Annotated in this window: 12 protein-coding genes; 4 read left to right on the plus strand and 8 right to left on the minus strand. The window is 33.3% G+C overall.

Annotation, left to right across the window (positions count from 1 at the left end; translation table 11 throughout):
* Positions 1-229: 229 nt before the first annotated feature.
* Positions 230-1,594 carry a transglutaminase-like domain-containing protein gene (locus HH304_RS16050; RefSeq protein WP_169683504.1) on the plus strand — a complete coding sequence of 455 codons (1,365 nt, stop codon included), beginning with the start codon at positions 230-232 and terminating at the stop codon, positions 1,592-1,594.
* Positions 1,595-1,603: 9 nt separating this feature from the next.
* Here HH304_RS16050 and HH304_RS16055 read toward each other — a convergent pair whose 3' ends face one another.
* The 3 genes from HH304_RS16055 to HH304_RS16065 all read right to left on the minus strand — a co-directional run bounded on the left by HH304_RS16055 (position 1,604) and on the right by HH304_RS16065 (position 3,836).
* Complete coding sequence (locus HH304_RS16055) at positions 1,604-1,879, minus strand: hypothetical protein (protein WP_169683506.1); 276 nt, start codon at positions 1,877-1,879, stop codon at positions 1,604-1,606.
* Between the two features lie 125 nt (positions 1,880-2,004).
* The gene (locus tag HH304_RS21415) at positions 2,005-2,709 is read right to left on the minus strand and encodes a LytR/AlgR family response regulator transcription factor (protein WP_169683508.1); all 705 of its coding nucleotides are present in this window, start codon (positions 2,707-2,709) and stop codon (positions 2,005-2,007) included.
* Positions 2,706-3,836, minus strand: a complete 1,131-nt coding sequence (locus tag HH304_RS16065; protein WP_169683510.1) for a sensor histidine kinase — start codon at positions 3,834-3,836, stop codon at positions 2,706-2,708. The genes HH304_RS21415 and HH304_RS16065 overlap by 4 nt, the downstream gene beginning before the upstream one ends.
* 206 nt (positions 3,837-4,042) lie before the next feature.
* Here HH304_RS16065 and HH304_RS16070 point away from each other — a divergent pair, with 206 nt between their 5' ends.
* Together HH304_RS16070 and HH304_RS16075 are read left to right on the plus strand one after the other, a co-directional pair.
* Positions 4,043-4,930 (plus strand): ABC transporter ATP-binding protein, encoded by an 888-nt coding sequence (locus tag HH304_RS16070; RefSeq protein WP_169683512.1) that lies wholly within the window; start codon positions 4,043-4,045, stop codon positions 4,928-4,930.
* A gap of 3 nt (positions 4,931-4,933) precedes the next feature.
* Positions 4,934-8,485, plus strand: a complete 3,552-nt coding sequence (locus HH304_RS16075; RefSeq protein WP_169683515.1) for a M1 family aminopeptidase — start codon at positions 4,934-4,936, stop codon at positions 8,483-8,485.
* A 48-nt stretch (positions 8,486-8,533) separates the two neighbouring features.
* On the opposite strand, the gene HH304_RS16080 is transcribed toward HH304_RS16075, so the two are convergent.
* From HH304_RS16080 to HH304_RS16095, 4 genes are all read right to left on the minus strand, one after another.
* A complete protein-coding gene (locus tag HH304_RS16080; RefSeq protein ID WP_169683517.1) occupies positions 8,534-8,785 on the minus strand; it encodes a hypothetical protein in 252 nt (83 codons plus the stop codon).
* A gap of 74 nt (positions 8,786-8,859) precedes the next feature.
* Positions 8,860-9,519, minus strand: coding sequence for a hypothetical protein (locus tag HH304_RS16085; protein WP_169683519.1), 660 nt, complete (start codon positions 9,517-9,519; stop codon positions 8,860-8,862).
* A 96-nt stretch (positions 9,520-9,615) separates the two neighbouring features.
* Positions 9,616-9,870, minus strand: a complete 255-nt coding sequence (locus HH304_RS16090; RefSeq protein ID WP_169683522.1) for a hypothetical protein — start codon at positions 9,868-9,870, stop codon at positions 9,616-9,618.
* A gap of 66 nt (positions 9,871-9,936) precedes the next feature.
* On the minus strand, positions 9,937-10,596 hold the full coding sequence (locus tag HH304_RS16095) for a DinB family protein (protein ID WP_169683524.1): 660 nt from the start codon (positions 10,594-10,596) through the stop codon (positions 9,937-9,939).
* A gap of 297 nt (positions 10,597-10,893) precedes the next feature.
* Here HH304_RS16095 and HH304_RS16100 point away from each other — a divergent pair, with 297 nt between their 5' ends.
* A complete protein-coding gene (locus HH304_RS16100) occupies positions 10,894-12,108 on the plus strand; it encodes a multidrug effflux MFS transporter (RefSeq protein ID WP_169683526.1) in 1,215 nt (404 codons plus the stop codon).
* A 10-nt stretch (positions 12,109-12,118) separates the two neighbouring features.
* Here the strand turns inward: HH304_RS16100 and HH304_RS16105 are convergent, their stop codons facing one another.
* Positions 12,119-12,709, minus strand: coding sequence for a hypothetical protein (locus tag HH304_RS16105; RefSeq protein ID WP_169683528.1), 591 nt, complete (start codon positions 12,707-12,709; stop codon positions 12,119-12,121).
* Between the last annotated feature and the right edge of the window lie 227 nt (positions 12,710-12,936).

Consider the following 12,936-nt stretch of genomic DNA (forward strand, 5'->3'; position numbering starts at 1 on the left):
AAAAATTGAAAAGCGGTGTGAAATTAATACGTTATGATTGGAATTCAATGAGAAATAATAAAAGTATCGGATAAGTTTTACCTTTAAATTGATTAACAAACTGAATTACCGAACCGCTATTAATTAATCCTTAATCAACTATTAAAAATTCATCTTGATGTTACAAAATCTTTCTTATTTGACTATTCTATCCCTATCTTTATCCATTATTAAACCATGAATTTAAACCATGAAAATATATAATCTTTTAAGCTACTCTTGGTTAGCAATGGCCATCTTGTTTTCATGTAATCAACAAGAGGATAGTAATACTTCCAAAGAGAGCTCAAAAAATAAGGTTACAACAGAAAAAGTAACTATTGAAGATGTTGAAAGAGGTATCCGTGAAAATATTGCCGAACAAACTAAAGCTGGAAATGGCTATTTCAAATTCAGTAATGATACCACTGATTTTAGCCTCAAATTAGTTCGAGTCCATACTGAGTACTTATCAATTCTGGGTCCAAACGAGTTCTTTGCCTGCGTTGATCTGGCCACAGAAAACGGTGATGTGTATGATGTTGATTTCTTTCTTAAAGGATCTAAAGAAGACATGACGGTTACGCGTACTGACCTACATAAACTTAATGGCAAACCATATTATACATGGAAGCAATCTGAAGATAAAACCTGGAAGACTGTCCCGGTTGAGCAGGCTTCAAACAAGCTTCTAGGTGTAATTGAAGGACAGGACAACTTCTCTTTCCTATATGAAGCAACCATTCCTGAAATTGCTGATCAGGCTGAAATCTGGATTCCGGTTGCTAAAAGTGATGAGTTTCAAACCATCGAAATCAAAGCAATCGAAACTCCGGATGTTTATAAATTAATTAGCGATCCTGATTTTGATAATTCCATTTTATATATGCCTTTGGATGCCTCTCATAGCGGAAAGAAGATTACAATAGAATATCAGGTGACCAGACTGGAAAAAAGTGCGTATGAAGATTATGAAGATCCTTCAACTTATTTAAAGGCAAACAAGCTTCTTCCTATTGGTGACCGATTCTCGGTAATTGCTGAAGATGTTATTGAAAAAAAGAATGCCTCTACCCCACTTACAAAGGCACGAGCCCTCTATGATTATGTAATTGAGGAAGTTCGATATGCCAAGCAAGGCACTTACGGTACCGGAGATGCTAATTATGCCTGTGATTCAAAGTCTGGAAACTGTACTGAGTTCCATTCATTATTTATTTCATTAGCACGCTCCGCTGGTATTCCGGCAAGATTTGCGGTTGGTGCTGCAATTCCATCATCCAGAGTAGATGGCGGGGTTGACGGCTATCACTGCTGGGCTGAATTCTATGCTGAAGATAAATGGTGGCCTGTCGATATCAGTGAAGCTGATAAATATACAGCTCTCGCTACGTATTACTTTGGCCATCACCCGGCAAACAGAATTGAATTTAGTAAGGGAAGGGATATAAAACCTGAGATTATGCCTAATTCAGGACCAATTAACTTTCTTGCTTACCCCGTATTAGAAATAAAAGGTGAACCAGTGCGCGTTGACACTAAATTCACCTTTAACAGAAACAATTCCAGTATTTAAAACCAGATATTACTCTGAGTCTCCGTCATCATCTGATGATGGATGCTCACCTTCTGGGTGTTCTCCTTCAGGATGCTCACCTGCCGGATGTTCCTCATGAGTGCTATCTGATGAATGTTCGTGATCATCTGAATGATGCTCCGTTGACTCCTCAACTTGCTCTGTAACATCATCAGTATCGCTAGACTCTTCCTTAGCTGTTCCGCAAGAACCTAAAGTTATCACCATAAAAAATGCCATAGCCAAAAGACTAGTGCTTAATGATTTGAATTTTTTAGTAATCATAAAAATATATTAAGGTTTAAATTCAATTGTGATTGCAATTTATAATATAAATATAAAAAAGTAATTCATTAAATCAATAGCAAAGCATTCTTCACATAATTGAAAATCATTGTATGAGTCCAAAATTAACTAATCAGCTTATTGATTTGGCTTTTATAGGTCTGCCCGATTGGAATTTTAAACTCCCCAATAAAAATTTGGTTCCCATCAATTTTTTCTATCATTGGGACAGCTATCAAATACGATTTATGTACTCTCAAAAACTCAAATGGAGCTAATTCTGATTCATAATATGAAATTTTTTCATGGCTGATAATCATATCATTATCCAGATGAATTTTAACATAATTACCATAAGCTTCGACAAATAATATGTCTTTTACATTTACTTGATGATACTTTTTATCACTTTTAATAAACATCCTGGAATCACTATTCCTAATTTCTTCTGATATAACAGGAGATTTTTGTGAGGGTATATCTTTTGTTGCTTTATTTATTGCCTGAACCAACCTGTCAAAACTAAATGGCTTTAATAGGTAATCAACTACGTTTAATTCGTACCCTTCCAAAGCATATTCTTTATAGGCTGTAGTAACAATTACCTTTGGTGGTGAGGATAATGTTCTTAAAAAATCAAAACCACTTAATTTAGGCATGTTAATATCTAAAAATATAATATCGACATGAACCCCACTATTCAATAATTGAATAGCCTCCATTGCACTATAACAATGTCCTACAATTTTTAAATGAGGTAACATCCCACAAAATTCTTCTATCAGATCATGGGCTAATGGTTCGTCATCTATTATTAAATATTTTATCACTCTTTAAAGATGGTTAATTCAGCTCGGTAAATATTATTCTCTGTCAAAGATTTTAATTCATGGTTATCCGGATATATCAACTTCAACCTTTTTCTCAAATTTTCTAATCCGATTCCTTGCTGTCGATTTCCATTTTCAGGTTTTTCAAAGTTGTTTTCAATAATAAACTTGAAATATTCAGTATTAGACTCTAATTCAAGGTTTATAAATGCGTCTTCTGAAATAGTTTCCACACCATGCTTAAATGCATTTTCAAGTAAAATAATAAATAACAATGGTGCTATTTTATCCGGTGAATCAATATCAACATTAAAATTTATATCAACTTGCTTATGATATCTGATCTTATGAAGGTCAATATAGTTTTTTAAATACTCTACTTCATCCTCTATGGGTACAAGCTCCTTTTTTCCCTCATAAATTGTATACCGCATCATATCTGATAATTTCAAAACTACTTCTGGTGCTTCATCTGATTTTTTAACTGTAAGTGAATAAAGATTATTCAACGTATTGAAAAAGAAATGTGGGTTAACTTGTGATTTTAGTAAAGCCAGCTCTGCTTTTGTTTTTTCTGCCTTCAACGTTCGCAACCAGACCCATTGCTCATAAATCCATAATAATATAAATACCGGTATCGGAATCAACATATACATCAGTGCCAATTGCTTCTTTTCAATCTGGTAAACAGAAAAACTATCAGAAAACAACCTTACAAATGCCCAATATGAAAACGCTAATACATAAATCCCGATAATGTAGTATTTGTATTTCCCAAAAAAACTGGGAAATAACAGACTACTGACACCAATCCAGAAGGTAATCAATAAGAAAATTGTCACCGGATTATCCGGAATATCTATCCACGAATCGATTATAATAAGAAAAACTAAAAGTAAACCAAATCCTAAAAATTTAAGCACAGCGGTCTTTCGCCTTTTTAATTGTTTAAAATGATATATCGGAAGGGAGATTATTAACCACCACACCACAAATAAAATTATGTTTACTTCTACCTCATCAAAGTCTATAATAATAAATCCAATAGCCTCGAGAATGATAGCAAGTATAATGGTTACCAAAAGGCCATAAAAAAATGGGCGTACCTGATTTATCAATTTAGTCATGCTTCAAAATTATGATTTAGGTAGGATTGACCTAATTATTTTGATGTAATGGTTCATTTTTTATTTGAACTCATCATTTATTTAGTCAAATCCCTTTACACATCCTTTCCACTAATTACATCCTCAATCCATAGAGGTTGGTCATATTAATTTTTACTGATTCATCTCCCCTCCTAAATTCAATTTCAATCAAGCTAAAATTAATTATGAACACTCTTGAAATATCAAATTTATCAAAAACCTACCCTAACGGTGTTAATGCTCTATCCAATATATCATTATCAATTTCAAATGGAATGTATGGTTTACTCGGAGCAAATGGAGCCGGTAAGTCTACTTTAATGCGTACAATCGCCACTTTACAGCAGCCTAACTGCGGATCAATCAAATTTAATGGAATAAATAGTATCGATAACCCACAATCACTAAGGTCTCAATTAGGATACTTGCCCCAGGAATTTGGTGTTTACCCCAAAGTTTCCACTTTGAAATTACTTGACCATATAGCGATTTTAAAAGGTATACTTAATAAAAATGAGCGAAAACAACAAATTGAGGCTTTGTTGGTAAAAACAAATTTATATCAACATCGAAAGAAATCTGTATTTACTTTTTCAGGCGGAATGAAACAACGATTTGGCATAGCCCAGGCCTTATTGGGAGATCCAAAACTTATTCTCGTTGATGAGCCAACTGCGGGTCTGGACCCCGAGGAAAGAAACCGGTTTTTAAACCTGTTAAGTGAAATTGGAGAAAATGTCATAGTAATACTTTCGACACATATTGTTGAAGATGTTCACTCCTTATGTTCCAGGGTAGCAATATTAGATAATGGCGCTATTATCAAGGAAGGAAAGCCAAATGATTTGGTAAATGAATTAAATGGCAAAATCTGGATTAAAAAAATAGATAGATTTCAAAGGTCAGCACCCAATATAAATGGATTCATTTCTTCAAGAGTTATAGGTGGTGAAACTTTGGTCAGGATAAATTCAAATTCATTTCCCGGATCTGATTACTCCCCGGTAGCCCCTTCCCTCGAAGATGTCTTTTTCACTACTAAAAACAATTCAAAGACACCTCAAAATCGATAAGATATGCTATCAAACCTGATTAAATTTGAATTTTATTACCAAAGAAAGCAATTAACATTAGTTGTTTTATCTCTGGTATTCATGCTTATTGGTTTACGTTTGGGCAGCCAGGGATTTTCTCCTGCTGATGTAAACTATGATTCATTTTACCAAATTGGTTATATAACCGGAATCATGACACTGGGAATCCCCTTTATAGTTATGTTCTTTACAATCAGCGGTATAATTAGAGATAAAAAGCACCATTTTGAACAAATCATTTATAGTACATCTGTAAATAAGTCCCAATATTTCTTCAGCAGATTATCAGGAATACTTGTTTTTAGCATATTATGTTTTAGTCCATTTCTGATTGGCTTTTATCTGGGCACATTTTACCCTGGCTTAGATCCTGAAAAAATTTCCGGTTTCAATTTCTATAGCTATTTCAGCAATTGGTTCATTTTTATAATTCCGAATGTATTCATTTGCACTGCATTTATATTTACTGTATCACTTTTAAGCAAAAATGCTTTAGCTACATATGTAACAGGAATTTTGATCTATGCTATTTATATGATGAGCTCATTAGTATTGAATTCACCAATAATGGCCCAATCAATACCTTCAACTCCTGAAGGACTCATGATTGCATCATTGGCTGATCCGTTTGGTCTGGCTGCCTTCTTTGAACAAACTCAATATTGGACTCCTTTTCAAAAAAATAATCAACCGATACAGTTCGTAGGATTCTTATTATGGAACAGAGTGATCTGGTTACTCATATCCATTGTGATTCTATATGTGGGCTACAATTATTTCTCATTTCGAAAAATCAATAAGAAATCTAAAAGAAATAAAATCAAAACAGAGCCAATTCCAAGTGTATCTTATAATTCGGTTTCACCAAACCAGTCGTTAATGATGAAATTTCTGATTATGAAATCTTTAATCAAATCAGATTTAAGCTTCATTTTCAGAAACCTGCCATTTATAGGAATTATGATAATCTGGGTAACTATGGTGATCGCAGAAAACTATGCCAGAATTGTTGATGGAGGGGAATATAACAATAGTATGTACCCAACAACTAGTCTTTTAATTGGTCATTTCACAAACATCCTGACATTTATATCACTTATATTGATCGTTTTTTATAGTGGAGAATTAGCCTGGAGAAATAAGGAAAGCAAAATAAATGAAATTATTGATTCAACACCTGTTTCAAACTATCAGATATTCATTTCCAAGCTTATAGTCTTAATAAGCCTGCCTTTTTCATTAATTCTTTCAGGAATAATCTTATCAATTTGCTTTCAATTATATCTGGGTTTTTATGAATTTAAATTGCCCCTTTATCTTTCAACATTTTATTTTTATGGTTTAAGACTATTATTCTATTGTTTTTTGGCGATATTTATAACGCAGTTAGTGTCAAAAAAATATCTGGCAATCGGAATCACAGCTGTTTTAATAATACTTTTTGGAAGTTTTCCTGAGTACATAGGTATTAATACTCCACTTTTAAAGCTAGGTCTGGCCCCTATACCATCATATACCAATTTAAATGGCTTTAGTATTTCCTCCGAAGCTTTTCATTATTATGCCTGGTACTGGATATCTTTTGGATTACTCCTGTCAATTATTGCGTTTCAATTATTAAACCGAGGATATTCATCTTTAAAATTCCGGTTTTCGAGTATCAAATGGAATAAAAATCGACGGGTATTTAGCATTCTGGTAATAATTAGCTTTGTGGCCTCTGCAACAACAATTCACTATCAGGTAAATATCAAGAACAAATACCTTTCAGTTACTGACATACTTGATCGAAAGGAACAGTATGAAAGAAAATTTAAACAATACGACAGCTTGAAAAGATTGAATCATCAGTCATGGAAAACAGTTATTGACCTGTACCCTACCGAACATCGTTATTCCGTAAAAGCCAAACATCAATTACAAAATAAGAATGAAGTCCCGGTTTACAAGGCTTTTATTAACGAACGCACAAAACTTTCTCATCTGGAGATTGAAAGAGGTTTGATTACCGATTATGATTCAATCCATGGCACCTACATAATAGAGTTCAGGGATGGAATTTTACCTGGCGAAATAATTACCATGGAATATGCTTTGGAAAAAACATCCACTGGTTTCGATCCTGATAGATCAATAATTGAAAATGGTAGCTACATCACTTTCAGGGATTTTGAACTAATGCTAGGATATAGTAGTTCCAAAGAAATAGAAAATGCCTTTGAACGAAAAAAGCGAGGTTTACCAGCAAAATTGACTATCCATGGAGATGAGCATCTTATAACCAGTGAGAGTAATGTTGAAAAAATCCCTTTTGAAACAATTATTTCTACTGAGGATGATCAAACAGCTATTGGCCCCGGAGATTTAATTAATCAATGGACAAGCAATGGAAGAAATTATTATCAATATAAAACTCCAGTTAAAGTAATTCCAACTGTAGGTTATTTTTCAGCTAGGTATGGTTCACAAATGGATAATCACAGGGGAATTTCTATCGAACTATTTTATCATCCTGAACATGTCTATAATATTGACCTTATTGAAGAAAGCGTAAAGCATACATTGGATTATTGCCTTGATAATTTTGGTCCTTACCCTTTTGATCATATTAGAATTGCCGAAATACCGGGACATTGGCCTTTTGGTGGATTTAGCCATCCTGGAACAATCAGTATGGTTGAGGATCGCCTGTATTTAGTTGATGTCAGAAATACAGAGACCTTCAATCTGGTAGCCAAACGTACAATTCATGAGGTGGCTCATCAATGGTGGGGAGGTATTTTGACACCTAAAATTGTTGAGGGAGGTTCAATTTTCGTAGAAGGTTTTGCAAAATATACTGAGTCGGTAGTTATAGAAAAAATGTATGGCAAAGGAGCAAGCTGGCAGATTGCAAAAACAGCAAATGACACTTATTTCAAAGGTAGAGCTTATTCAACTAAACCAGAGCCTCCAATTTATCTGGAAAACAATGAATCTTATCTGGCTTATGGTAAGCATTACACTGTCTTGATGGCAGTCAGAGAATTAATTGGTGAAAATAAGGTTAACCAGGCGATGAAAACTTTAATTGACAGACATCGAAATAATAATGGCCTTAATTTGATATCAATTGAATTAATCGATGAACTTTATAAAGTCACTCCTTCAGAATATCATAGTTTAATAGATGACTGGTTCAAAAAGACAATCCGATATGATCTCTCTATAAAAAGTTCAGATGTAAATAAACTTTCTGATGGAAGATATGAAGTCACTATAGACGTTTCTGCACATCGATATGAAACATTAGATACCGGAGAAGAAAAGAAGATAAAAATCAGCGAACCAATTCCGGTTGGTTTATTCACTAAACACCCTTCATTGGTGTCAAACGATCAGGATATCTTATATTTTGAGTCCGAAACAATTATTGAAGGTGAGCAGAAAATGAAGATAATTGTTAATGACAGGCCTGAATTCATATCTATTGATCCGTATGGAGCACGATCTGACAAAAACATGTTTGATAATTTAATAAAAGTATCAGAATAGATCTTTAAAAAAATCAACTAAGGCATCATTTGGGTGCCTTAGTTAGTTTTACCCAATTCTAGACTCAGAATACAGGTCATATGCTGCAATTAATGACTCCCTTCCGGTAGATTCCCCATAAGGTTCATACTGGCTAATTTTATCTCTTGATTCAGCATATACTGGCTTATAAACCATGTCAGCTTCATCCCAGATGATAAGCATGAAATGATAACTCAGTTTGCTTAAACGGCCTTCTTCCAACCAGTTATCAAATTGTTCTTCATCAAGTGATTTTGGAAACCCCGCACCGTCAAACATATCAATAATATTTATCTAATAATAATTGACCGAAAATTAGAAATAACCACAATATCGAGCAACAAATATTATATCTAAATCAAATTATCATTCTGAGTCATAATTAAAGAATCTAACTCCTCATTTAACTTCATAGCCTTTTTATATAAATAAATATGAGCATCTAACTCATTAATACTGAATATGAAATAATTTTTGATTAATAAATTACCATCTATGGAACTGATTGCTTCACCTTTTTCATAATCAATTTGATTAACAATTAAAGGAAAGTAATTTTCATCAAGTGCCTGTAAATGATTTTGTTGAGCTTCATCAATTACATTATATAGTTTGTATAATCTGGTTAGCTTTCTTTTAAGTGAAAGGTCAGTTATTAGCTTCAAATCACCACTATTAATCATAGACCTGTAGGTAATATCATTCGGTGTAAAAAAATAATAATTGCCGATTTCCATAGCATACATAACTAGAGAATCAATAGATACAGTTGGCTTTTGATACAATTGTGAAGCCCTGATCATATTTTCCTGCTTACTTATACTATTACTGATATTTTTCTCTAAAAGTGAACGGTCTTCCTCTAGTTCATTTAAAAATTCCCTGTAATAACCATTTAAAATATCTCTTTCTTTTTTTGAATCTGCCTGTGTGTTAAGCCAGAATGCAATTGATACACCAACAATTACAATTAATAATTCGATTAGGTAATTGAAAATTTTACTTTTATTCATTCCAATGATCGTGATTTACAAATAAAATATACTTTAATTTTACCAACCACGATAAATAATTTTAAAAATTCTTGGCCTTAAATCAATTATTGAAGGTTATCTGTCAATCCAGGCTATTTTCACAATTTCATCAGTATCAATCCTGAACTCTCCAAATCTTGAAGATCCATTTACAGTAATTGCCGGTGGCAGGGCTGGTACAACTAAGCCATCATACTCGATTTTTTCTGTGCCTTCAACTTCATGGCTAGCCAGCCAGACATCAATAACACTTCCATTCTTCTTTATTATCTGCAATCTGGAGCCAATCGGAACCTTTTCAATAGATTTTTTTACTTCTTCCTGTGTCATGTTTTTATTATCAGAACTAATAATTCCTGGCTGTTGTTTTAATAAATTTACTCAGACTATCAGGAATCAACCTGGTAATCTCTTCCTTATCCACTTAATCTGACCATTATGATTTGACTCATGTTCGCATACATGAAACCACTTACAATAATTATTTGTGGGCCCCCAATACCAATCTTCGTCTACAGCCAAAAGCCAATCATCATCCCTTCTTTTGAATTCATCAATAGTATTTTGTCTCACTTCAGTAAGAATATCTATATAATAAGTAAGCTTATGTCCATTAATCTTATTTCTGGCAGTTTCCCCTAAATTCATTGCGACATCCCATTGATCTTTAATCTCCTGATCCCAGGTACCCCATTTCATATTATCGAATGTATTCAATTGATAATACCTTTCTGTAGCCGCCAAATGCAATAACATGGCTCCAATTGAATTCGAATCTTTATCAAAATGAAAATCCAGCTGGTCTTCGTTTAATTCCTTTACAGAATTTAAGACTGCACCTCTCATCCAGTTCATCATTGAATACATTGAACCTATATGAGGAGAAAATCCTTCCTTTGGACCAATGATATTTACATTATCAGGATCAAAATTATTGGCCTTATCATCACTCTTAGCAAACATATTTAGAGGAAAGGAAGCCAAAGACATTGTTAAGACTCCGGTTGATGTCATCATAAATTTCCTTCTGGAAACTGAACTGTTATTTTTTTTCATGTTGGTGTGGTTTGTTAAAATTTAAAATACAAAAATTATTACCATTACAGTTAGTATAATTGGAGAAAATGGTAGAGAAGTTCACCGTAAACTCTTGTTTTATGAATTTGATAATATTTTAATTATCAGAATGTTATAGATTGCAAAAAAAATAATCAGAAGAACTGACAACCATCATACTTAAAAAAAGTATAAGTATTGAATGATTGCCAGAGGATTCCAACTCATTTTAGTCCTCTTTTATTGAAATTTGTTTAATACTAAACTCCCTCAACTTTCGAGGAAAACTTCCTTATTGTGACTAAAGAAAGAAAAGACCACTTATTACTGATATTGATTCTGGGATTGTTGACAACTGTTGGTCCTTTTTCTATCGATATGTATTTACCTGCTTTTGGTGACATAGCTAAAGGTTTAAATACTGACATAAGTCGGGTTCCTCTGACACTTTCCAGTTTCTTTATTGGTTTAGCAATCGGTCAATTAATCTATGGTCCTGTATTAGAAAAGTATGGAAGGAAGAAGCCTATCTACACCGGGATGTTGATTTATGTATTAGCCAGTATAGGTTGTGCATATTCAACAAGTCTCAACGAAATGATTGTTTTCCGGTTTTTCCAGGCATTGGGAAGTTGTGCCGGGTTAGTTTCTGCCAGAGCTATTGTCAGAGACCTGTTTAAAGGGAAAATGGTTGCCAAGGTATTTTCAACCTTAATAATGGTTGTTGCTATATCGCCTATTATTGCTCCTACAGCTGGGGGATTATTAAATACATATTTTGGGTGGCAATCTGTATTCATCGTCTTGGCAATTACCTCGGTTTTAATACTTATAGGAGCAGTAATTGTTCTTCCGGAGTCAAATTCGGGCAACAAAGCATATTCACTAAATATATTATCAGTTTTCAAAAATTATGGAAAGGTAATTAGCCATCCTGTATTCATTATCAATGCTTTGACTGGTGCAATCGCTTACTCAGGATTATATGCCTATTTGAGTGGTTCCCCACAGCTTTATATGGATATTTTGGGTTTAACAGAGCAGCAATATGGATGGATATTCGCATTAATTGCCTCTGGCTTAATTGCAGCAACTCAATTAAATAACAGATTCCTGAGAAAAAGGAATATGGATCATATAATAAAGAATGCTTTAACTGCTCAATGTATAATTGGAATCATTCTTTTATTGGTTACGATGTTTATGGAACCAAACTTATACATTAATATAGCACTGATATTTAGTTTCTTATTATTCTTAGGATTTATATTTCCGAATGCATCAGCGCTATCACTTGAACCCATGGGACATATGGCCGGAAATGCCTCTGCATTGATGGGTGCTATTCAAATGGTGGTTGGTGCCGGAGCCTCAGCTCTTGTCGGATTATTTGACACCAATGCTTACCTTCCAATGACTGTAATAATGGGAGTTTGCCCCGCAATTGCTCTCGGACTATTTTTATATGGTCATAAAATAGTTTTTCCAAATCTGGCTAGCCAAAGTAATTAATAATATTGAATCAAAAATTCCCTTTGATAATATCATCATCAGTATCAAACTTCATGTCTTCACCTGAAGATATAATTTGATACTTATCTTTTTCAATTAGGATATATTTATACTCATTGCCCCAGTAATCTGTGATCCAGTTTTTCCTTACAGGCTTTGCACTGGCAAATTTTATATAGTCTTCAGGATATGAATTGTTTCTTGAATAATACCTTTCCAGTCCACCGGTAATTTCGTCCATTTCATTTATCGTATTCTTCTCATTGAAGTATACATTTTCTGAAATTCCTAACCCTGATGAAATTGTTGAGTAACCTATTACGAAAAATACTGGTATTATTAAAAATAAAAGGATAAAAGTAAACCCTATTCCTTTCAATGCAGCGGCATTACCATCTCGATTTTTTATAATAAAAAACAAATCAACCAAAGACCAGATTAAAATAACTCCTGCAGTGACATATAAATAAAACCCTTCTAAAAGTAGAAAAGCCAATGCAAGTAAGGCTACCATAAAAATGCCTTTTAACACCTTTTTAACAATGATTTGTCCAAGACCAGGGATTACTAATGAAAGTAAAAATGGCAAAATGTATTTCATAAAAAATCAGTTGATAATGACTAAAAAACTATTGTCTTCAAATTCCGGATCAATAATACATAATTAAAAGTTTACTTTCAAAAGTGAATAAAAAAGTAATTCCTAAAACCTACTCTAAAATGAATCTGACTTAACAACAGATTTATCCCAATATGTTGTCTCTCCGTTTGTCAAAGGTATTGGTTAGAATTATACATTTTTATGGCTTAATTATATTCCCGCTCTCA

Origin of the sequence: Marinigracilibium pacificum, assembly GCF_012926615.1 — a bacterium.
Classification (GTDB): Bacteria; Bacteroidota; Bacteroidia; order Cytophagales; family Cyclobacteriaceae; genus Mangrovivirga; species Mangrovivirga pacifica.

Excerpts from the sequence above, each read along its gene's own strand:
- HH304_RS16050 (WP_169683504.1), top strand. The coding sequence starts at position 230 with ATGAAAATATATAATCTTTTAAGCTACTCTTGGTTAGCAATGGCCATC.
- HH304_RS16055 (WP_169683506.1), bottom strand. The coding sequence starts at position 1,879 with ATGATTACTAAAAAATTCAAATCATTAAGCACTAGTCTTTTGGCTATG.
- HH304_RS16065 (WP_169683510.1), bottom strand. The coding sequence starts at position 3,836 with ATGACTAAATTGATAAATCAGGTACGCCCATTTTTTTATGGCCTTTTG.
- HH304_RS16070 (WP_169683512.1), top strand. The coding sequence starts at position 4,043 with ATGAACACTCTTGAAATATCAAATTTATCAAAAACCTACCCTAACGGT.
- HH304_RS16075 (WP_169683515.1), top strand. The coding sequence starts at position 4,934 with ATGCTATCAAACCTGATTAAATTTGAATTTTATTACCAAAGAAAGCAA.
- HH304_RS16080 (WP_169683517.1), bottom strand. The coding sequence starts at position 8,785 with ATGTTTGACGGTGCGGGGTTTCCAAAATCACTTGATGAAGAACAATTT.
- HH304_RS16085 (WP_169683519.1), bottom strand. The coding sequence starts at position 9,519 with ATGAATAAAAGTAAAATTTTCAATTACCTAATCGAATTATTAATTGTA.
- HH304_RS16090 (WP_169683522.1), bottom strand. The coding sequence starts at position 9,870 with ATGACACAGGAAGAAGTAAAAAAATCTATTGAAAAGGTTCCGATTGGC.
- HH304_RS16095 (WP_169683524.1), bottom strand. The coding sequence starts at position 10,596 with ATGAAAAAAAATAACAGTTCAGTTTCCAGAAGGAAATTTATGATGACA.
- HH304_RS16105 (WP_169683528.1), bottom strand. The coding sequence starts at position 12,709 with ATGAAATACATTTTGCCATTTTTACTTTCATTAGTAATCCCTGGTCTT.